Below are 19,722 nucleotides of genomic sequence, written 5' to 3'. Positions count from 1 at the left end.
ATGAAACCCGGCCCAGGCCGCAATGCGGTTCATTTAAGAAAAATGCCGACCCGTGGCGAGGGAGCTTGCTCCCGCTCGGCTGCGAAGCAGTCGTAAACCGACGGATGCGGTGTGTCTGATGTTCCGCATTTGGCAGGTTTTAGGGCCGCTTCGCGGCCCAGCGGGAGCAAGCTCCCTCGCCACGGGTTTGTCGATTGCCTTAAGTGAACAGCATTGGGCCCAGGCCGGGTTTTTTGTAAGGGCAACGCCTGCGCTCAGCGGTTGGTTTCCAGTGCTCAGGCTCGCGCTGTTTCCGTGCAGCATCCAGATGCCAGTTCCTTGAGGATCGGGCAGTCCGGGCGATGGTCGCCGTGGCAATGTTCCACCAGGTCCTGAAGGGTGTCGCGCAGTTCGGCCAGTTCGCGGATTTTCTGGTTCAACTCGTCGATATGCTGCCGCGCCAGCGTCTTGACGTCGGCGCTGGCGCGTTGGCGGTCTTGCCACAGGGTCAGCAATTTGCCGACCTCCTCCAGGGAAAATCCCAAGTCCCGGGAACGCTTGATGAAGGCCAGCGTGTGCAGGTCTTCCTTGCCATAGATCCGATAACCGCTGTCCGTGCGATGGGCTGGCTTGAGCAGGCCGATGGATTCGTAATACCGGATCATTTTCGCGCTCAGTCCGCTCTGGCGGGCCGCTTGGCCGATGTTCATCGCTTGTCCTCCAAGTGCTTGGGCGTCCAGAACTTCAACAGTAATGCATTGCTCACCACGCTTACGCTCGACAGTGCCATGGCTGCGCCGGCCAGCACCGGGTTGAGCAGGCCGAACGCCGCCAACGGGATGCCGATCAGGTTATAGACGAAGGCCCAGAACAGGTTCTGGCGGATCTTGGCGTAGGTCTTGCGGCTGATGTCCAACGCCGCCGGTACCAGGCGCGGATCGCCGCGCATCAGGGTGATGCCTGCGGCGTGCATCGCTACGTCGGTGCCGCCGCCCATGGCGATGCCGATGTCTGCGGCAGCCAGTGCCGGAGCGTCGTTGATACCGTCACCGACCATCGCCACCACCGAATGGCTTTTCAATTGCTCGACGATGGCGGATTTATCGGCTGGCAATACTTCGGCGTGGACGCTGGTGATGCCCAGCGCCCGGGCGACGACCCGGGCGCTGCCGCGGTTATCGCCCGTGAGCAAGTGGCTGGCGATATGTCGCTGGTTCAAGGCTTCAACCGCAGCGAGAGCCCCCGGCTTGAGTGTGTCGCCAAAGGCAAACAGGCCCAAGACCCGAGGTGCCGTGCCTTGTTCGATCAGCCAGGACAGCGTCCGGCCTTCGCTTTCCCAAGCCTGCGCCGACTCGCCCAGCGAACCGGGGCTCAGCGCGAGTTCGTCCAGCAGACGTCGATTGCCCAGGGCCAGGCGGCGCCCATCGAGGCTGCCGGCAATACCGCGTCCGGTCAGGGATTGGCTATCGCTGACATCCGGTACGTTCAAGCCCCGCTCGGCACAGGCGTCCAACACCGCTTTGGCCAGCGGATGTTCGCTGCCCCGCTGCAGGGCGCCAGCCAACCTCAGCAGCGTGTCCCGGTCGCCGTCGAGCGCACTCAAGTGAGCGATGCGCGGCGTGCCGGACGTCAAGGTCCCGGTCTTGTCGAACACGACGGTGTTGACTGCGTGGGCGCGCTCCAGCGCCTCGGCATCCTTGATCAGAATCCCGTGACGCGCGGCGACGCCAGTGCCGGCCATGATCGCCGTCGGCGTCGCCAGGCCCAGGGCGCACGGACAAGCGATCACCAGCACGGCAACGGCATTGATCAACGCCGTCTCCAGCGGGGCACCGTACAGCCACCAGCCGAGCAACGTGGCGAGCGCCAGCACCAGTACGACCGGGACGAATACCTGGCTGACTTTGTCCACCAGCTTTTGAATGGGCGCCTTGGCTGCCTGGGCGTCTTCCACCAGGCGGATGATGCGTGCCAGCACGGTCTCGGCGCCCAGCGCCAGCGTACGGACCAGCAGTCGACCTTCGCCATTGATGGCGCCGCCGGTGACTTTGTCGCCGGGTTGCTTGGGCACCGGCAGGCTTTCGCCGCTGATCAGCGCTTCGTCGGCGTGGCTCTGGCCTTCCAGCACTTCGCCGTCCACCGGAAAGCGTTCGCCGGGCTTGACCAGCACCTGATCATTCAAACGCAGGGCGCTGATGGCGACGTCGCGTTCCTCTCCGTCAATGACTTGGATCGCCCGTTCCGGTCGCAAGGCTTCAAGGGCGCGGATGGCGCTGGCGGTCTGCCGCTTGGCGCGGCTTTCCAGGTATTTGCCCAGCAACACCAAGGCAATCACCACCGCCGACGCCTCGAAGTACAAGTGCGGCATGTTGCCCGGCCGGGCCATCGCCCATTCATAAAGGCTCAGGCCATAGCCAGCGCTGGTCCCCAACGCTACCAGCAGGTCCATGTTTCCCGCGCCGGCGCGGACGGCTTTGAACGCTGCAAGGTAAAAACGCGCACCGAAGATGAATTGCACCGGCGTCGCCAAGGCGAACTGCGCCCAGGCCGGCAGCATCCAGTGCACGCCAAGCGGCTCCAGCAACATCGGCAATACCAGCGGGATGGACAGCACAATCGCCAGGACCAAGGCCAAGCGCTCACGCTTCAGGTGGTCGGTTTGTGCGTTGCGAGGACGCTGCTCCGTTTGCCAGACGCTGGCGTCGTAACCGGCGCGCTTGACCGCATCGATCAGGCTTTGCGGATTGACCTGCCCGAGCAATTCGAGGTGCGCGCGCTCATTTGCCAGGTTGACGTTGGCTCGGTTGACACCGGCGACTTTAGCCAACGCCCGTTCGACGCGGCCGACGCAGGAAGCGCAGGTCATGCCTTCGATGCTCAACTCCAGGGTTTGGACCGGAACGCTATAGCCTGCCTGCTCAACCGCCTGCATCAAGGCCAGCAGGCTTTCCCTGGGTGCCTGGATCCGCGCCTGTTCCGTTGCCAGGTTGACGCTGACGGCGCTAGCGCCGGCGACTTTGCTCAAGGCACGTTCGACCCGGCCGGCACAACTGGCGCAGGTCATGCCGGAGATCGGCAGATCGAAGGTGGTGGATTCGGGCATGGGGCAGGTTCCCTGTAGTGGATGACCACAGGATCAACCTTGCCATGCTGGCAAGGTCAAGCGCCAGTTTCAACGGGTGACCGGAAACCTGGGGCGTGGCAAACCCGCGCCCTTCGCTTATGACGGGTCAGTAACCGAGCCCAGCCTGCTTGAGGTACATGCCTTGATCATTCATGGCGATGCGGAACTTCAAGATGTCACCGGCCCTGAGCGTGATGTTCTGCGATCCCGGCGCGAGCATGCCCGGGTTACAACCCGGCGCCTGTCCCGGCAGCAATTTCAGGCGCAAGGAAAACTGTCCCGGTGGCAGGTTGAACGAGGTGCTTTGCTCCTGGAACAGCCTGGCCGAGAGCTGATCCTGGATGTAGATGCCGATTTCGCAATTGGTGGACACCTCCAGGCGCTCGCGAGAAATGATCAACACGCCGTAATCCTCGCCGGCGGCCGATGCCTGGGGCGCCACCGCTGAAAAAACGAGCATGCAAAACAGACTGAACGCTGACCAGCGCATGGCTGAACCTCCGGTGTTAAATCCTTGATAGGTGCAGCTTGGCCGAGCGCGACGCGGATTGCCAGCCCGGCAGTTTTCGCCAGAACTTGACCTTGCCATGATGGCAAGCTTGAAACTGCGGGCAACCTCAAGCCAAGGAGTCATTTTCATGCAAATCTTCAACGTTCAGGGCATGTCCTGCGGTCATTGTGTCAAGGCCATTACCCAGGCTCTTCAAGCCAGAGACGCGCAAGCCCAAGTAAGGATCGATCTGGGCGCCAGGACCGTTGAGGTCGAAAGCAAGTTGTCGCCCAAAGCCGTGGTCGAGGTAATCCAAGAAGAAGGATATGAAGTCAGTCCTACTTGAAACATTTTAATCGTTAGCGACCTATCGGAATGTTCAAGAGCGTCGAGCCCGGCTAGACTGTCGGGCTGCCGACTGACGCCTGAGCTGGACGCCTCATGAACCTTCGTACCATTCTGATTCTTGGCGCCTTGAGCGCTTTCGGTCCCTTGGCGATCGATTTCTATCTGCCGGCCTTTCCGGCGATGGCCATTGCCTTCGGAACCGACGAAAACCATATCCAACTGACCCTGGCGGCCTATTTTCTCGGACTGTCCCTCGGGCAACTGGCCTATGGGCCGGTGGCGGATCGCTTCGGGCGGCGTGTTCCTTTGCTCATCGGCGTCGGCTTGTTTACCGTGGCTTCCCTGGCCTGCGCTTATGCGCCGAGCCTTGAATGGCTGATTGGCGCGCGCTTCATCCAGGCTTTGGGCGGATGTGCGGGGATGGTGATTTCGCGGGCGGTGGTCAGCGACAAATGCGATGCGGTGGGCTCGGCCAAGGTGTTTTCGCAGCTGATGCTGGTGATGGGCCTGGCGCCGATCCTCGCGCCAATGCTCGGCGGCTTGCTGGTGAACTTGCACGGCTGGCAATCGATTTTCATCTGCCTGACAGTGTTCAGTGCGCTCGCGGCAACGGCGGTCGCCTTGTGGTTGCCTGAAAGCTTGCCGGACCATGTACCTCGCCAACCGTTGTCCGGTGCGTTGCGTCAATATGGCCGGCTGCTGAAAGACTCGGTTTACCTGGGACATGCCCTGACGGGTGGTATTGCGATTGCCGGGATGTTTGCCTACATCGCCGGTTCGCCGTTCGTTTTCATCAAGCTCTATGGCGTGCCGGCAGAACATTTCGGCTGGCTGTTCGGCACCAACGCGGCGGGCTTCATTTTGGTTGCGCAGGTCAACGCGCGGTTGTTGTCCAAGCGCGGCCCAGCATTCCTGCTGACCCGCGCGGTATGGGTCTACTTGCTCGCCGGGCTCAGCCTGTTGGCTGTCAGCGCCATGCAACCGGAGCAATTGTGGCCGCTATTGATTCCGTTGTTCATCTGCATCGCCAGCCTGGGTTGCATCATTCCAAATGCCTCGGCGTGCGCCATGAACGGACAGGGCGCCCGGGCTGGGAGTGCTTCGGCAATGCTCGGATGCTTGCAGTTTTCGGTGGCTGCCGGGGCTGCTGCCCTGGTGGCGGCGCTGCATGATGGCACCGCCGTGCCGATGGCGATCGTCATCAGCCTCTGCGGATTATTGGTGGTGGGCGCGGCAATGCTGACCCGCCGTCTGCAGGATGCCCAGGCACTCGCTCAGGCGGGCCAGCCGGATTGATTCAACCGGCTGCGCGCTGCTGATACTCGGGAAAATGATGTGGCGCATGAATGCGCGCTTGCAGGGTATTGGCGAAAGCCTGGGCTTCGGCCTCGGTGCGAAAGGTCACGACATGCTGGTCAAGGCGCACTTGCCATTGGGATTTTGCCACTTCTTTTATCAGGATCTTCATTGCTGACCTCCTCGTGTAAAAGACTGCGTTGCAAAGGCCTCGAGTGTAGACCGGAATGCGGGCGCAGTTGTGACGACGATCAATTGTCGGACTGACGGTGCAGGTTTTCAATACGGGGATCGACAAGCCAGATATCTGGCTTGCCAATCCCAGCAATCAGAACCCCTCTAGCACAATCTTGCCCTTGGCCTTCCCGCTCTCGAGCAATGCATGAGCCCGGCGCAGGTTTTCGGCATTGATGGTGCCAAAATGCTCGCCGACGGTGGTCTTCAGCGTGCCGGCGTCGATCAGCCCGGCGACGCGATTGAGCAGGTTGTGTTGTTCAAGCATGTCGGCGGTCTCGAACAGTGAACGGGTGTACATGAATTCCCAATGCAACGACAGGCTCTTGCGCTTGAGCTTGGTCACGTCAAGCGACTTGGGATCGTCGATCAGCGCCAGTTTGCCTTGGGGTGCCAGGGCTTCGACCAACTGGTCCAGATGCTGGTCGGTCTGCGTCAGGCTGGCGACATGAGTCACATGGCCCTGGCCTGCTTTCTTGAGGACCTCGGCCAACGGCTGGCTGTGGTCAACCACCAGGTCGGCGCCCAGGCCTCGTACCCATTCCTCTGTCTGTGGCCGTGAAGCGGTACCGATGACTTTCAGGCCGGTGAGCTGGCTGGCCAATTGCGTCAGGATCGATCCCACGCCTCCCGCGGCACCGACAATCAACAGGCTCTGGCCCCGGTCGTGCTGGCCTTCGTTGATTTGCAATCGATCGAACAGCAGTTCCCAGGCGGTAATGGACGTCAGCGGCAACGCGGCGGCTTCAGCAAAGCCGAGGGTCTTCGGCATATGACCGACAATGCGCTCATCCACCACGTGTAATTCGCTGTTGCCACCGGCGCGGGCAATGGAGCCCGCGTAGAACACTTTGTCACCCGCCTTGAATAGCGTGACATCGTTGCCAACCGCCTTGACCACGCCCGCCACATCCCAGCCCAGCACCTTGGCCGCGCCGTCCTCGGGCTGTACGTTTTGGCGGACCTTGGTATCGACGGGGTTGACTGAGATGGCTTTGACTTCCACCAGCAAGTCCCTGGGGCCGGCGACGGGGGTAGGCAGCTCGATGTCCTGCAGCGATTGCGAATCGCTGATGGGCAGGGATTGGTAGTACGCGATGGCTTTCATGAAGCGGCTCCGTGGGTGGGTACGTTGGCGCCCATGGTTGGCCATTTGGAATCGAGATAAAAGTGGCTAAACCAACAGGGTCTTTCAGCGATTTTTTGATAATGACCATTAGTCGCGGACAAATAGAGACTTTTCCCTCACCAACAATCGCCTCCAAAGGTTTCCGGAGGACAGGCAATCTTGAACCACGCGCTTATACTAGCGGCCGCCTGTATTGGCGCGGCAACGAGGATGGCGGCAACCCGGTCTGGATCCCCGCTGCCTCGCCGGCACAAGGCGACGCCCGGATGGGCATGCCGGCCATCCAGGCGGTCAGCCGCTTTGGGCGGCACCTTCTTACGGGTCAATATGCCCCAAAGCAGTAGACGAATGATTCAACAGGGAGTGAATACATGGAACATGCACCTTGCATCAGCCAGATTGCCACGCTACTGGCCGACCCGAAGCGCAGCGCAATGATGTGGGCGTTAATGGATGGTACCGCCCGACAAGCCGACGAATTGGCTTTGCTGGCTGGGCTTTCGCCATCCTCGGCCAACGCCCATCTGGGACGTCTTTTCACCGGGGGCCTGTTGAAAGTTGAGGTTCGCGGACGCAAGCGCTTCTTTCGCCTGGCGGCGCCCGAGATTGGCGCAGCCGTCGAGGCGCTGGCGAGCGCAACCCTCGCCAGCACGCCGCGACAGGTTCCGGACGTCTTCAAGCGCGGCCTGCTGGCCACCCAGGCGTCGACGGCTCCCGCTTCGTTGATGCGCGCCAGGCTTTGCGATGACCATCTGGGGGGCACGCTGGCGGCGGATCTGTATCAGCAGCTATTGGATGCCGGGTGGCTTGAGCAATGTGAGCAGCGGGTGATAGTGACCCACAAAGGTGCTAATCAGTTGGCCGGGCGCGGCCTGTTCATCCAGGCACTGGCCCATCGCAATGCCCGAGTTGCATGCGCCTGCCCCGATTGGAGCGAGCGGCGTCCGCACTTGGGGGGCGCGCTGGGGGCGGCGTTGCTGCAATTGTTCATGCAATCCGGCTGGCTAAGCCTGCCCAATGACTCAAGGGCCTTGCAGGTAACAGCGCTTGGTCAACAGGAAATCCATCGTTTCGCCAGGCAGGAGTCTCTGGAAATGGCGCTCTAGGGCGGTAGACAGGTCGCAATCAGCAATAGCTGCCTGCGAGGTTCGCGCACACTCGGTCCGGGGATCTATCGGATTGGGGAGCGCAACATGAACACTCACGCCTACAGTGCAGCGGAAAGACTGGAACGGTTGCCCATCAGCGGCTACCACCGGGTCATTTTCATCATCATCGCCTTGGCTTTTTTCTTCGACTCGATGGACCTGGCAATGATGACGTTCCTGCTGGGCTCGATCAAAACCGAGTTCGGCCTGAGCTCCGCCCAGGCTGGGTTGCTTGCCAGCTCCAGCTTCTTCGGCATGGTGGTGGGGGCTTCATTGTCGGGCATGTTGGCCGATCGTTTTGGCCGCAAACCGGTGTTCCAATGGAGCATCGTGCTGTGGGGGCTTGCCAGTTACCTGTGCTCCACCGCTCAGGACGTCGAGACCTTGACGCTGTTCCGGGTCCTGCTGGGGGTCGGCATGGGCATGGAATTCCCGATTGCCCAATCGATGCTCTCGGAGCTGATTCCTGCGAAGCGCCGAGGGCGTTACATCGCCCTGATGGACGGCTTTTGGCCGCTGGGCTTCGTGGCGGCCGGGGTGCTGTCTTATTTTCTGCTCCCTGTGATTGGCTGGCGGGACATCTTTCTGGTACTGGCGGTGCCGGCGGTGTTCGTCCTGGCAATTCGTTTTTTCATCCCGGAATCGCCGCGTTGGCTTGAACAGGCCGGTCGAGGTGACGAGGCGGATGCCGTGCTCAAGCGGATCGAAGAGAAGGTCCGGGCTTCGCTGGGAGGACGCGACTTGCCTGAGCCGATTCGCCTGCCAAGACTGGCTACGGTTCCCGGCAATTTTTTCTCGGCCCTGACGCAGATCTGGTCACCGCTGTACCGCCAGCGCACGATGATGATCTGGAGTGTCTGGTTCTTTGCCTTGCTCGGTTTCTATGGCCTGACGTCCTGGCTCAGCGCGTTGTTGCAGCAGTCGGGCTTCGCCGTGACCCAATCGGTGTATTACACCGTGCTGATTTCCCTCGGCGGGATTCCCGGTTTCCTGATGGCGGCATGGCTGGTGGAACGTTGGGGACGCAAGCCGGTGTGCGTTATCACGCTGCTGGGAGGCGGGGCGATGGCGTTTCTTTACGGCCAGAGCGCGGTATTCGGCGGCAACATCGGCCTGCTGATCGGTACCGGTCTGCTGATGCAATTTTTCCTGTTCGGCATGTGGGCGGTGCTCTACACCTATACGCCGGAGCTGTATCCCACCTCAGCCCGAGCCACTGGCTCGGGCTTCGCCTCTGCGGTCGGGCGCATCGGTTCGTTGCTCGGGCCCATGGTGACCGGACTGGTATTTCCTATCACCGGCCAGGGCGGCGTGTTCGCCCTCGGCGCACTGTGCTTTGCCGTGGCGGCGGGCGTGGTCTGGTTGTTTGGCATGGAGACGCGAGGCAAGACGCTGGAGGAGTTGAGCGAGGGGGGACGATGATTCCCTCGCCACAGGTGTTCCAGTAACCCAACGGCACATGACTTAAGACTTCACCAAGCGTGCATCCAGGCTGTTCTGCGCGAGCCGTTTGGCCTGGTCCTGGGTCATGCCCAAATGGGTATGCAGCGCGTGGAAGTTTTCGGTGACGTAGCCGCCGAAGTACGCCGGGTCATCGGAGTTCACCGTGACCTTCACGCCGCGCTCGAGCATGTCGAGGATATTGTGCTGCGACATGTCGTCGAACACGCACAGCTTGGTATTGGACAACGGGCACACCGTCAACGGGATCTGTTCGTCGATGATCCGCTGCATCAGCCGCTCGTCTTCAATCGCCCGGACACCATGGTCGATGCGCTGGATCTTCAGCAGGTCCAGCGCCTCCCAGATGTACTCGGGTGGGCCTTCCTCGCCTGCGTGGGCGACGGTCAGGAAGCCCTCATGGCGAGCACGGTCGAATACCCGCTGGAACTTGCTTGGCGGATGACCCATCTCCGAACTGTCCAGGCCCACGGCCACGAACGCATCGCGAAACGGCAGGGCTTGGTCGAGGGTTTTTTCGGCCTGTTCTTCGCTCAGGTGGCGCAGGAAACTCAGGATCAAGCCGCTGGTGATCCCCAGCTGTTGCTCGCCATCCTTGAGCGCGGCGGCGATGCCATTGAGCACCACTTCGAATGGAATGCCTCGGTCGGTGTGGGTCTGCGGATCGAAGAACGGTTCGGTGTGGATGACGTTCTGTGCCTTGCAGCGCAGCAGATAGGCCCAGGTCAGGTCGTAGAAATCCTGGGACGTGCGCAGTACGTCGGCGCCCTGGTAATACAGGTCGAGAAATTCCTGCAGGTTGTTGAAGGCATAGGCTTGGCGCAGGGTGTCCACGTCATTCCAGGGCAAGGCGATCTTGTTGCGCTCGGCCAGGGCGAACAACAGCTCGGGCTCCAGCGAGCCTTCCAGATGCAAATGCAGTTCAGCCTTGGGCAGGGCGTTAAGCCAGTCGTACATGTTTTTTTCTCATCAGCGAATCGATGGCGGGCATTCTACAGGGACGGGCGCCGATGTCGGGCAAAACCTGACCGCCTGATCCACTAAGTGTCCATGGCACGAGGCAGCTACGTCACATCTGGAGGAAACGTTCCCGGCACGTCACAGTCTAGTAGCTCATGACCCATCCATGGCGACAGGCCCACGATGCTCACGTTGATCAAGCAAGAAAAACTGTTGTTACTGGCGCTGCTTGCCGCATTCGTCGCTTATCCGTTGGAGCATTGGCTGCTGGGTAGCGGGCGGGTCGTGGCGCTGGTTGGTGGATTGGTGTTGATCGGTTTTATCGTTTCCGCCTCCATGCGTGTCGCTCACCACGCTGAACTGTTGGCGGAAAAGGTTGGCGATCCCTACGGCACCATGATCTTGACCTTGTCTGCGGTGTTGGTGGAGGTTGTGATCCTGGCGATCATGATGAGCAATGAGGCATCGCCGACGCTGGTGCGGGACACGATTTATTCAGCGGTCATGCTCGACATCAACGGTATTCTCGGGCTGGCGGCGCTGATGGGTGGGCTCAAGCACGGCGAGCAGGTTTATAACGACGATTCGGCGCGCACCTACAGCGTGATGATCCTCACGGCCATGGGTGTATCGATGGTGGTGCCGGAGTTCATTCCGCAAGAAAACTGGAAGCATTATTCGGCATTCACCATTGGCGCAATGATCGTGTTGTACGCCTTGTTCCTGCGTATGCAGGTGGGGCCCCACAGTTATTTCTTCAGCTACAGCTACCCGGAAAAACGTCGTAAGAAGGAGCCGGTAGAAAACGAGCCGAAGCCCATCAGCCTGGCGTTTTCCATCAGTGCGTTGGTGTTTGGCGTGGTGGTGATCGGTGCGCTGGCGGAGGTCATGTCCAAGGCCGTTGACCTGGGACTGGAAGGCTCGGGTGCGCCGCCAGTGGTGACGGCGATCCTGGTGGCGGCCATTTCCGCTGCACCGGAGATTCTCACCGCCTTGCGCGCGGCCCTCGCCAATCGTATGCAGTCGGTGGTCAACATCGCGCTGGGGGCGTCGCTGTCCACCGTGATCCTGACCGTGCCGGTGATGGAGGCAATGGCGCTTTACACCGGCCAGCCTTTCCAAATGGCGATGACGCCGGTGCAGACAGTGATGATCTTCATCACGCTGATCGTCAGTGCCATCAACCTCAACGATGGCGAAACCAACGCCATCGAAGGGATGACCCACTTTGTGCTCTTTGCGACCTTTATCATGTTGTCGTTGCTTGGACTTTAACGCCCGGGCGATCCGCATATGGGTGGGATCAGGAGGCTGCGATCAGCTCCCGCGCCGCTTGGCTGTGGTCGGCGATCAGTCCCTTCAGGTCCAGCCCCTCGACCTGCCCGTCGATCACTCGCCATTGCCCGGCGATCATCACTCGATCCGCCCGGTCGGCGCCGCATAGCAGCAGCGCTGAAATCGGGTCATGACTGCCGGAGAAACGCAGTTCATCCAGTTTGAAAAGCGCCAGGTCGGCCTGTTTGCCCACCGCCAATTCACCGATGTCGCTGCGCCCCAGCAGTTGCGCCGAGCCTCGGGTCGCCCAGCCGAGCACGCGCTCCGGTGTGATCGCTTGCGCGCCATAGCGCAGGCGCTGGATGTAGAGCGCCTGGCGGGTTTCGAGGATCATGTTCGAGGCATCGTTGGACGCCGAGCCGTCCACGCCCAGGCCCAGCGGTGTGCCGGCGTCGATCAGCTCAAGCGTCGGACAGATGCCCGAGGCCAGGCGCATGTTGGAGCTGGGGCAATGGCAGATGCCGGTCCCGGCGGCGCCAAGGCGGGTGATTTCGTCAGGGTTGAAATGGATGCCATGGGCCAGCCAGGTGCGCGGGCCGAGCCAGCCGACACTGTCCAGATAGTCCACGGTGCGCAGGCCGAAGCGTTGCAGGCAGAAGTCTTCTTCATCGAGGGTTTCGGCCAAATGCGTGTGCAGGCGCACATCGAGTTTTTCCGCCAGTTCGGCGCTGGCGCGCATGATCTCGGGCGTGACGGAAAACGGCGAGCAGGGCGCCAGGGCGATCTGGATTCGCGCGCCGTCACCGCGCTCATGGTATTGAGCAATCAGCCGCTGGCTGTCGTCGAGAATCACCTCGCCCTGCTGCACGGTCTGCTGCGGCGGCAGACCTCCGTCCGCTTCGCCCAGGCTCATGGAACCGCGGGTCAACGTTGCGCGCATGCCCAGTTCACGGACAGTTTCCACCTGCACGTCGATGGCGTTTTCCAGGCCTTCGGGAAACAGATAGTGGTGGTCGGCCGCCGTGGTGCAGCCCGACAACAACAGTTCAGCCAACGCCACTTTGCTTGCCAGCGCGAGTTTTGCCGGGGTCAGTCGCGCCCACACTGGGTAGAGAGTTTTCAGCCAGGGGAACAACGGTTCGCTTACCACGGACGCCCAGGCGCGAGTCAGGGTCTGGTAGAAATGATGGTGGGTGTTGATCAGTCCCGGCAGGATCACATGTTCGCGAGCGTCGAACACGCTGTCGCAAGGTTGCGCGGGACTTTGCCCGGCGCGGAGCAGTTCGACGATCACACCGTCCTGCAGGACGAGACCGCCATGGGCATCGAGGCCGTTGGCGGTGAAAATGGCGAGGGGATTTTTTAACCAGGTACGGGTCGCAGGCATGGTGGCCGGCTCCTCTGAAAGTGGGTTCAGGTTAGCCAGCTCAGTGATGCCCTGTCTGCTGATCCAGGGTCGCCGGGGGAAGGGCGAGGTTCGGAGTTTACTCAGGTTGGCGGGCACTTATCCAGTGCCCTGCCGAGCGCCTTGGTATTTACCAGGGAATCGTCTCGCCCTTGTAGTTGACGAAGTGGTGACCGCCCTTGCCGGCAAAAGCATTGACCTGATCGATCAGCCCACGGGTACTGGTCTCCACGTCCAGGTCGGCGCCTTCACCGCCCATGTCAGTTTTTACCCAGCCCGGGTGCAGCGATAGCACGGTCAGTGTCTGTTCACCCAATTGGCTGACAAAACTGTTGGTCATGGAGTTGAGCGCGGCCTTGCTTGCTTTGTACAGCGCCAGTTCTGGCGCATCGGGCATGGTCACGCTACCCAGCACCGAACTCATGAAGGCCAGCACACCGCTGCCTTCGCGGATCTGCCCGACGAAACGCTGGGCCAGGTTGATCGGCGCCACGGCGTTGGTGAAAAACAATTGGCCGACCTCGGCCAGCGTCGCGCCCCCCGGGTTTTGGTTGGCGGGGCCCTTGACGCCGGCATTGACGAACAACAAGTCAAGGGTTTGATCCTTGAGCCGCTGGCTCAAGGCTATGACGGCTTGCTGGTCATCCATGTCGAGCTTTTCGATCCGCACCGCGCCCAGCGCTTCCAAAGCCTGCGCGTTCTGCGGGTTGCGCACGGTGGCCGTCACGTTCCAGCCGTCGCTGACGAGCGTCTTCACCAGACCAAGGCCCAAGCCTCTGGAGGCGCCGATGACCAATGCGTTTTTTGCCGAATTCATGAATGCTTTCCTTGAAAGAGCAGGTTTCGGATGTAATGGACAACGTTGCCCGGGCTGTTGTTTCAGTTTGCGAGGTAATGCATGACCCGCTGGTTAAAAAGTAGGCAGACGGCTGCGAACCATGCTGTTCTTGGGGCGGCTTGAGCCATGAACGGGTTATCCACAGGTTCCTCCACAGTTATTGTGTGCAAACTGAAAACTGAGGCATAAGCCCTGTATCGCTTTCTTCTAAAGGTGATAAAGCGCTGCAAGCGTTTGTTTTCTCGTCGTATTCGGCGCGTCTGTCAATCCTTGTACGAAAAGTGAGCAAAGCTCGGAAACCCGCATGACAGAAGGGTTACAGCACGCTGCGCCCAGCTTATCCACAGGCGGGTGCACAGGGCATGTGGGCAAATCCAATCTTGTCTCGACTGTCAGGGAGCTTCCCGGCGCTCCAGTAGTATCTGTCCGCGACTCAAGTCGGCCAGTCGCGTTTGCAGGCTTTCGATGTGCGCTTCGCCTACGGCCAATTGAAGCGCCACGCCGTTGGCGGTGAAATCTTCGGTATTGACCAGGCCACCGCATTCGGCAATTCGCAGTTTCACCAAGGCCAGCTCCGCGAAACTGCACATACAGTGCAGCGCCACGCGGCTGATCAATTCAACTTTCTCGGCGTTTTGCAGGCATTTGTTGGCGCCACCGCCGTATGCGCGGGCCAAGCCGCCGGTACCCAGCTGGATTGCGCCGTACCAGCGAATGACCAGCACCACGACCTGGTCGCAGTCCTGGGCCTGGATAGCGGCCAGGATAGGGCGCCCGGCGGTGCCGCCCGGTTCGCCGTCGTCGTTGCTGCGGTACTGGTCACCCAGTTTCCAAGCCCAGCAGTTATGCGTGGCATCAGGGTCGCTGTGCTGCTCTATAAAGGCCTGGGCCTCGGCGGGGCTGGCGATGGGGGCCGCGAAGGTAATGAATCGGCTCTTGCGGATCTCTTCTCGGTATTCGCAAAAGCCGGCGAGGGTATAAGGCATGGAATCCTAGAGGTCTGGTGTCAGGCCGCAGCCTTTGAGGATGATGCGGATCAAGTTGTCGCCGGCATCGATCATGTCTTGCTTGGTCAACTTGCTGCGTCCAGTTACGCGGCAGATCTGCGTGGCGAAATCGGCGTAATGCTGGGTGCTGCCCCACAGCAGGAAGATAAGGTGCACCGGATCGACCGGATCCATTTTGCCCGCATCGATCCACGCCTGGAACACGGCTGCGCGGCCCTTGAACCAAGCGCGATAGTCCTGGTTGAAATATTCGCTCAGGCATTCGCCGCCGCTGATCACCTCCATGGCAAAGATCCTCGACGCCTGGGGATGCTGCCGGGAAAACTCCATCTTGGCGCGGATATAGCGGGTCAGCGCCTGCGCCGGATCATCCTCGGCCGTCAGAGAGTTGAACGTGCTGTCCCACAACTGAATGATGTTGCTCAGCACTGCCACGTAGAGCCCGAGCTTGTTGGTGAAATAGTAATGCAGGTTCGCCTTGGGCAATCCGGCTTTCACGGCGATGGTGTTCATGCTGGTGCCCTTGAAACCGTGCCGGGCGAACTCATCCTCGGCGGCCCTGAGGATAGTCTCCTCATTCTTTTGACGAATGCGGCCGGTAGGCTTGCCACCATGGGCGGGAACTTCAAAGGTCATGGACGTTTCCGGGCTAGGTCTGTGGGTGCGGGCAAATGCGTTCATAGCGCACCGGTGCCGATCCGACAAGTGCCGTCGCTATAAAAGCCGTGCGGTGGATATTTATCAGCGGGTTGCCGCCAGGTTTTCGAGGAAACTTTCCAGCACCAAATGAGGGCGACGACCCTTGCGCGTGACCGATGCCAGGCTCAGATCGTAGAAGCGTGCCAAGGGTTTGAGTGCTCGCAGCCGGCCTTGCTGGACCCAAAGATTGGCGTAGTGATCCGGCAGGTAACCGATATAGCGCCCGGTGAGAATCAGGAACGCCATGCCTTCGCGATCCGAGGCGCTGGCGGTGCAATTGAGTGCCTGGTAATGAGCCTGGATTTCGGTGGGCAGGCGAAAGGTCGGGGCGATGGCGTCCTGGCTGTCGAGACGCGCGTCTTCGAGCTGCTGGTCATCGACATAAAACAGCGGATGTCCCACCGCGCAGTACAGCAGCGAGCGTTCGCTGTAGAGCGGTTGATATTCGAGGCCGGAAAGCGCGCTGGCCTGGGGGACTACGCCGACGTGCAGGCGACCGTCGAGCACACCTTGCTCGACTTCGTTGGGCGCGATCATACGGATCTGGATTTGCACATCTGGCCCGCGCTCCTTCAACTGGGCCAAGGCATGAGTAATGCGCATATGGGGCAGAGTGACGAGGTTGTCCGTCAGCCCGATGGTCAATTCACCGCGCAGGTGCTGGTGAAGGCCGTTGACCTCGGTACGAAAGCTTTCCAGCGCGCTTAATAACTGCAGGGCTGATTGATAGACTTCGCGGCCTTCTTCCGTCAGGGAAAATCCAGCGCGCCCGCGCTGGCACAGGCGCAGGCCCAGGCGCTGTTCCAAATCATTCATCTGCTGGCTAATGGCTGAGCGGCCTATCCCGAGCACCGTCTCGGCGGCAGAGAATCCCCCGCATTCCACTACGCTTCGGAAAATGCGCAGCAAGCGGATGTCGAAGTCGCTGACTTGGGCCAGGGGATCGGAACGACGGACGCTCATAGTTTAGTGATCTGCTGACTGAAGGTTAGAAAAGTTGGATTTCACCGACTTTATCCCCGTGGCAATTTAGCTGCAAGAACGCTTTTGATTTCATGCCGCTTACGCCATGCGAGGTTTTTGTCGATGAACATGCCCGAACACGCTCCCGGTTCACTGGCCAGCCAGCTCAAGCTGGATGCCCACTGGATGCCTTACACGGCGAATCGCAACTTCCAACGCGACCCTCGGTTGATCGTTGCCGCCGAAGGCAGTTGGTTGACCGATGACAAGGGCCGCAAGGTCTATGATTCGCTGTCAGGCCTGTGGACGTGCGGCGCCGGACACACCCGCAAGGAAATCCAGGAAGCGGTCGCCAAGCAACTAGGTACGCTCGATTACTCGCCGGGCTTCCAATACGGGCATCCGCTGTCGTTCCAGTTGGCGGAAAAAATCACCAGCCTGACTCCGGGCAATCTTGACCATGTGTTCTTCACCGACTCCGGTTCCGAGTGCGCCGATACCGCAGTGAAGATGGTTCGCGCCTATTGGCGCCTCAAGGGACAGGCGACCAAGACCAAGATGATCGGCCGCGCCCGTGGTTATCACGGCGTGAACATCGCCGGCACCAGCCTTGGCGGCGTCAGTGGCAATCGCAAATTGTTCGGCCAGGCCATGATGGACGTCGATCATTTGCCCCACACTTTGCTCGCCAGCAATGCCTATTCGCGTGGCATGCCCAAGGAAGGCGGTATTGCGTTGGCCGATGAGTTGTTGAAGTTGATCGAACTGCACGACGCTTCCAATATCGCTGCGGTATTTGTCGAGCCGATGGCCGGGTCTGCCGGTGTCTTGGTGCCGCCGGAGGGATATCTGAAACGCCTGCGGGACATCTGCGATCAGCACAACATCCTGCTGGTGTTCGACGAGGTCATTACCGGTTTTGGTCGTACCGGCTCAATGTTTGGCGCTGATAGCTTTGGCGTGGTTCCGGACCTGATGTGTATCGCCAAGCAAGTCACCAATGGCGCGATCCCCATGGGGGCGGTGATTGCCAGCTCCGAGATCTACCAGACCTTCATGAGCCAGGCGACACCTGAATATGCCGTCGAGTTTCCCCATGGCTATACCTACTCGGCGCACCCAGTGGCGTGCGCGGCAGGCTTGGCGGCACTGGACCTGTTGCAGAAAGAAAACCTGGTGCAAAGCGTGGCCGAGGTCGCGCCACATTTCGAGAACGCCTTGCATGGTTTGAAGGGCTCGAAGAACGTCATCGATATTCGCAACTATGGCTTGGCCGGGGCGATCCAGATTGCTCCGCGCGACGGTGATGCCATCGTGCGCCCGTTCGAGGCGGGCATGGCGCTGTGGAAGGCCGGTTTCTACGTGCGTTTCGGCGGCGACACCCTGCAGTTCGGACCGACGTTCAACAGCAAACCGCATGATTTGGATCGTCTGTTCGATGCGGTCGGTGAAGTGTTGAATAAAATCGACTGATTTCTTCTTTATAGACAGGCGCCCTGTAGCGGGCGCCTGGTGAGCGAATTGTCTGGAGTCCTCATGAGCCTCATCCCGCATTTGATCAATGGCGAGCTGTCGAGCGATAGTGCGCGCACCGCCGACGTGTTCAACCCATCCACTGGCCAGGCTATCCATAAGGTGCCGCTGGCGGATCGCGCAACGGTCCAGCAGGCCATCGATGCCGCCAAGGCGGCTTTCCCCGCGTGGCGCAACACGCCGGCGGCCAAGCGTGCCCAAGTAATGTTTCGCTTCAAGCAGTTGCTGGAGCAGAACGAGTCGCGCATTGCCCAACTGATCAGCGAAGAGCATGGCAAGACCTTGGAGGACGCCGCTGGTGAACTCAAGCGCGGTATTGAAAACGTCGAGTTCGCTTGTTCGGCGCCGGAAATACTGAAGGGTGAATACAGCCGCAACGTAGGACCGAACATCGATGCCTGGTCAGACTTTCAGCCTTTGGGAGTTGTGGCGGGTATCACTCCGTTCAACTTTCCAGCGATGGTGCCACTGTGGATGTATCCGCTGGCGATCGTCTGCGGCAATTGCTTCATTCTCAAGCCGTCCGAGCGCGACCCGAGTTCCACCCTGTTGATCGCCCAGCTATTGCTGGAAGCGGGATTGCCCAAGGGTGTGCTGAGCGTAATCCATGGCGACAAGACGGCAGTGGATGCGTTGATCGAGGCGCCAGAGGTGAAGGCGCTGAGTTTTGTCGGCTCGACGCCGATTGCCGAGTACATCTATGCCGAAGGTACCCGACGCGGTAAGCGCGTCCAGGCGCTGGGCGGTGCCAAGAACCATGCGGTGCTGATGCCGGATGCAGATTTGGATAACGCCGTCAGCGCACTGATGGGCGCGGCATACGGTTCATGCGGTGAACGTTGCATGGCGATTTCGGTGGCGGTGTGTGTCGGTGACCAGGTGGCGGATGCACTGGTGGCCAAGTTGGTGCCGCAAATCAATGCGTTGAAGATTGGTGCCGGGACGTCTTGCGGGTTGGACATGGGGCCGCTTGTGACCGGTCAGCATCGCGACAAAGTCAGTAGCTATATAGAAGACGGTGTGGCAGCGGGGGCTTCGCTGGTCGTCGATGGCCGTGGCTTGAGTGTGAGCGGTTACGAAGAGGGCTTTTTCCTGGGAGGCTGCCTGTTTGATCGCGTAACGCCTGAAATGCGCATCTATAAGGAAGAGATCTTCGGGCCGGTATTGTGCGTCGTCCGGGTCAACAGCCTGGAAGAGGCGATGCAACTGATCAACGATCACGAGTATGGCAACGGCACGTGCATCTTTACCCGGGATGGTGAAGCAGCGCGGTTGTTCTGCGATGAGGTTGAAGTAGGGATGGTCGGCGTTAACGTTCCATTGCCGGTTCCTGTCGCCTATCACAGCTTTGGTGGTTGGAAGCGTTCGCTGTTCGGCGACTTGCATGCCTACGGTCCGGACGGAGTGCGTTTCTATACTCGCCGCAAGGCCATTACCCAGCGCTGGCCACAGCGCGCCAGCCACGAGGCTTCGCAGTTTGCTTTCCCTAGCTTGTAAAAGGTAGATGAGAGGCCTGCGCCCTGGGACGCAGGCCTCTGTGTTTACGGAGCTTTTTGACCGATATGACAGAATTATGAAATAAAGGGTTGACGGCAAATCCTGGGTGTCTATAATTCGCCCCACTTCCGGCGCAGTCGAAACGGAAAACTCCTTGAGTTTCAACGAGTTAAGTAGGTTTCGATGTAGGCAGGCTTCAGTTTATCGAGGCGCGGAAGGAGTGGATGGGGCGGTGTTGTTTGGCTCTGTCGACGATTCGATCCTCTCGGTCGAAAGCGGTGTAAAAGAGGTGTTGACAGCAGCGACTAACGCTGTAGAATTCGCCTCCCGCTAACG

General features: G+C 60.3%; 18 protein-coding genes. 7 read left to right on the top strand and 11 right to left on the bottom strand.

Translation table 11 applies throughout. From position 1 onward, the window contains the following. Window positions 1–275: 275 nt before the first annotated feature. From cueR to HU806_RS20140, 3 genes are all read right to left on the bottom strand, one after another. Window positions 276–689, bottom strand: a complete 414-nt coding sequence (gene cueR, locus HU806_RS20150; protein ID WP_186613669.1) for a Cu(I)-responsive transcriptional regulator — start codon at window positions 687–689, stop codon at window positions 276–278. Continuing rightward, window positions 686–3,082, bottom strand: a complete 2,397-nt coding sequence (locus tag HU806_RS20145) for a heavy metal translocating P-type ATPase (RefSeq protein WP_186613667.1) — start codon at window positions 3,080–3,082, stop codon at window positions 686–688. Before HU806_RS20145 ends, cueR begins: the two co-directional genes overlap by 4 nt. Before the next feature lie 127 nt (window positions 3,083–3,209). After that, a complete protein-coding gene (locus HU806_RS20140; protein ID WP_186613666.1) occupies window positions 3,210–3,593 on the bottom strand; it encodes a hypothetical protein in 384 nt (127 codons plus the stop codon). Window positions 3,594–3,741: 148 nt separating this feature from the next. Between HU806_RS20140 and HU806_RS20135 the strand changes: the two genes are divergently transcribed. Both HU806_RS20135 and HU806_RS20130 read left to right on the top strand, forming a co-directional pair. Beyond that, window positions 3,742–3,939: a heavy-metal-associated domain-containing protein gene (locus tag HU806_RS20135; protein WP_186613664.1), complete on the top strand. Its 198-nt coding sequence runs from the start codon at window positions 3,742–3,744 to the stop codon at window positions 3,937–3,939. Window positions 3,940–4,034: 95 nt separating this feature from the next. After that, entirely contained in the window at window positions 4,035–5,237 is a 1,203-nt protein-coding gene (locus HU806_RS20130) for a multidrug effflux MFS transporter (RefSeq protein WP_186613662.1), read from the top strand. 1 nt (window position 5,238) lies between these two features. Here HU806_RS20130 and HU806_RS20125 read toward each other — a convergent pair whose 3' ends face one another. Beyond that, window positions 5,239–5,409: a hypothetical protein gene (locus HU806_RS20125; RefSeq protein ID WP_186613660.1), complete on the bottom strand. Its 171-nt coding sequence runs from the start codon at window positions 5,407–5,409 to the stop codon at window positions 5,239–5,241. 156 nt (window positions 5,410–5,565) lie between these two features. Further along, entirely contained in the window at window positions 5,566–6,579 is a 1,014-nt protein-coding gene (locus HU806_RS20120) for a zinc-binding alcohol dehydrogenase family protein (RefSeq protein ID WP_186613658.1), read from the bottom strand. Between the two features lie 392 nt (window positions 6,580–6,971). Here HU806_RS20120 and HU806_RS20115 point away from each other — a divergent pair, with 392 nt between their 5' ends. Both HU806_RS20115 and HU806_RS20110 read left to right on the top strand, forming a co-directional pair. Continuing rightward, window positions 6,972–7,706 (top strand): ArsR/SmtB family transcription factor, encoded by a 735-nt coding sequence (locus HU806_RS20115; protein WP_186613656.1) that lies wholly within the window; start codon window positions 6,972–6,974, stop codon window positions 7,704–7,706. 87 nt (window positions 7,707–7,793) lie between these two features. Beyond that, on the top strand, window positions 7,794–9,170 hold the full coding sequence (locus HU806_RS20110) for an MFS transporter (RefSeq protein WP_186613654.1): 1,377 nt from the start codon (window positions 7,794–7,796) through the stop codon (window positions 9,168–9,170). 42 nt (window positions 9,171–9,212) lie between these two features. On the opposite strand, the gene HU806_RS20105 is transcribed toward HU806_RS20110, so the two are convergent. Beyond that, window positions 9,213–10,166 (bottom strand): adenosine deaminase, encoded by a 954-nt coding sequence (locus HU806_RS20105; protein WP_186613652.1) that lies wholly within the window; start codon window positions 10,164–10,166, stop codon window positions 9,213–9,215. Window positions 10,167–10,352: 186 nt separating this feature from the next. On the opposite strand from HU806_RS20105, the gene HU806_RS20100 reads away from it, so the two are divergent. After that, window positions 10,353–11,444 carry a calcium:cation antiporter gene (locus HU806_RS20100; RefSeq protein WP_186613650.1) on the top strand — a complete coding sequence of 364 codons (1,092 nt, stop codon included), beginning with the start codon at window positions 10,353–10,355 and terminating at the stop codon, window positions 11,442–11,444. Between the two features lie 28 nt (window positions 11,445–11,472). Here HU806_RS20100 and HU806_RS20095 read toward each other — a convergent pair whose 3' ends face one another. The 5 genes from HU806_RS20095 to HU806_RS20075 form a co-directional block, all read right to left on the bottom strand. Beyond that, entirely contained in the window at window positions 11,473–12,831 is a 1,359-nt protein-coding gene (locus HU806_RS20095; RefSeq protein WP_186613648.1) for an 8-oxoguanine deaminase, read from the bottom strand. Window positions 12,832–12,979: 148 nt separating this feature from the next. After that, a complete protein-coding gene (locus HU806_RS20090; protein ID WP_186613646.1) occupies window positions 12,980–13,666 on the bottom strand; it encodes an SDR family oxidoreductase in 687 nt (228 codons plus the stop codon). Between the two features lie 413 nt (window positions 13,667–14,079). Beyond that, a complete protein-coding gene (locus tag HU806_RS20085; protein ID WP_186613644.1) occupies window positions 14,080–14,673 on the bottom strand; it encodes an IMPACT family protein in 594 nt (197 codons plus the stop codon). 6 nt (window positions 14,674–14,679) lie between these two features. After that, window positions 14,680–15,330, bottom strand: a complete 651-nt coding sequence (locus tag HU806_RS20080; RefSeq protein WP_186613642.1) for a TetR/AcrR family transcriptional regulator — start codon at window positions 15,328–15,330, stop codon at window positions 14,680–14,682. A gap of 105 nt (window positions 15,331–15,435) precedes the next feature. Beyond that, window positions 15,436–16,356, bottom strand: a complete 921-nt coding sequence (locus HU806_RS20075) for a LysR family transcriptional regulator (protein ID WP_186613640.1) — start codon at window positions 16,354–16,356, stop codon at window positions 15,436–15,438. A 123-nt stretch (window positions 16,357–16,479) separates the two neighbouring features. On the opposite strand from HU806_RS20075, the gene aptA reads away from it, so the two are divergent. Both aptA and HU806_RS20065 read left to right on the top strand, forming a co-directional pair. Further along, window positions 16,480–17,829 carry an omega-aminotransferase AptA gene (aptA, locus tag HU806_RS20070; protein ID WP_186613638.1) on the top strand — a complete coding sequence of 450 codons (1,350 nt, stop codon included), beginning with the start codon at window positions 16,480–16,482 and terminating at the stop codon, window positions 17,827–17,829. A 63-nt stretch (window positions 17,830–17,892) separates the two neighbouring features. Further along, window positions 17,893–19,386, top strand: coding sequence for a CoA-acylating methylmalonate-semialdehyde dehydrogenase (locus HU806_RS20065; RefSeq protein WP_186613636.1), 1,494 nt, complete (start codon window positions 17,893–17,895; stop codon window positions 19,384–19,386). The last annotated feature ends 336 nt before the right edge of the window (window positions 19,387–19,722 follow it).

Origin of the sequence: Pseudomonas sp. SWRI154, assembly GCF_014268645.1 — a bacterium.
GTDB classification, from domain to species: Bacteria; Pseudomonadota; Gammaproteobacteria; order Pseudomonadales; family Pseudomonadaceae; genus Aquipseudomonas; species Aquipseudomonas marvdashtae.
This window is presented reverse-complemented; position numbering and strand designations above follow the sequence as displayed.

Bases quoted from the DNA above. Each gene is read 5' to 3' on its own strand.
- cueR (WP_186613669.1), bottom strand. From the start codon at position 689: ATGAACATCGGCCAAGCGGCCCGCCAGAGCGGACTGAGCGCGAAAATG.
- HU806_RS20145 (WP_186613667.1), bottom strand. From the start codon at position 3,082: ATGCCCGAATCCACCACCTTCGATCTGCCGATCTCCGGCATGACCTGC.
- HU806_RS20140 (WP_186613666.1), bottom strand. From the start codon at position 3,593: ATGCGCTGGTCAGCGTTCAGTCTGTTTTGCATGCTCGTTTTTTCAGCG.
- HU806_RS20135 (WP_186613664.1), top strand. From the start codon at position 3,742: ATGCAAATCTTCAACGTTCAGGGCATGTCCTGCGGTCATTGTGTCAAG.
- HU806_RS20130 (WP_186613662.1), top strand. From the start codon at position 4,035: ATGAACCTTCGTACCATTCTGATTCTTGGCGCCTTGAGCGCTTTCGGT.
- HU806_RS20125 (WP_186613660.1), bottom strand. From the start codon at position 5,409: ATGAAGATCCTGATAAAAGAAGTGGCAAAATCCCAATGGCAAGTGCGC.
- HU806_RS20120 (WP_186613658.1), bottom strand. From the start codon at position 6,579: ATGAAAGCCATCGCGTACTACCAATCCCTGCCCATCAGCGATTCGCAA.
- HU806_RS20115 (WP_186613656.1), top strand. From the start codon at position 6,972: ATGGAACATGCACCTTGCATCAGCCAGATTGCCACGCTACTGGCCGAC.
- HU806_RS20110 (WP_186613654.1), top strand. From the start codon at position 7,794: ATGAACACTCACGCCTACAGTGCAGCGGAAAGACTGGAACGGTTGCCC.
- HU806_RS20105 (WP_186613652.1), bottom strand. From the start codon at position 10,166: ATGTACGACTGGCTTAACGCCCTGCCCAAGGCTGAACTGCATTTGCAT.
- HU806_RS20100 (WP_186613650.1), top strand. From the start codon at position 10,353: ATGCTCACGTTGATCAAGCAAGAAAAACTGTTGTTACTGGCGCTGCTT.
- HU806_RS20095 (WP_186613648.1), bottom strand. From the start codon at position 12,831: ATGCCTGCGACCCGTACCTGGTTAAAAAATCCCCTCGCCATTTTCACC.
- HU806_RS20090 (WP_186613646.1), bottom strand. From the start codon at position 13,666: ATGAATTCGGCAAAAAACGCATTGGTCATCGGCGCCTCCAGAGGCTTG.
- HU806_RS20085 (WP_186613644.1), bottom strand. From the start codon at position 14,673: ATGCCTTATACCCTCGCCGGCTTTTGCGAATACCGAGAAGAGATCCGC.
- HU806_RS20080 (WP_186613642.1), bottom strand. From the start codon at position 15,330: ATGACCTTTGAAGTTCCCGCCCATGGTGGCAAGCCTACCGGCCGCATT.
- HU806_RS20075 (WP_186613640.1), bottom strand. From the start codon at position 16,356: ATGAGCGTCCGTCGTTCCGATCCCCTGGCCCAAGTCAGCGACTTCGAC.
- aptA (WP_186613638.1), top strand. From the start codon at position 16,480: ATGAACATGCCCGAACACGCTCCCGGTTCACTGGCCAGCCAGCTCAAG.
- HU806_RS20065 (WP_186613636.1), top strand. From the start codon at position 17,893: ATGAGCCTCATCCCGCATTTGATCAATGGCGAGCTGTCGAGCGATAGT.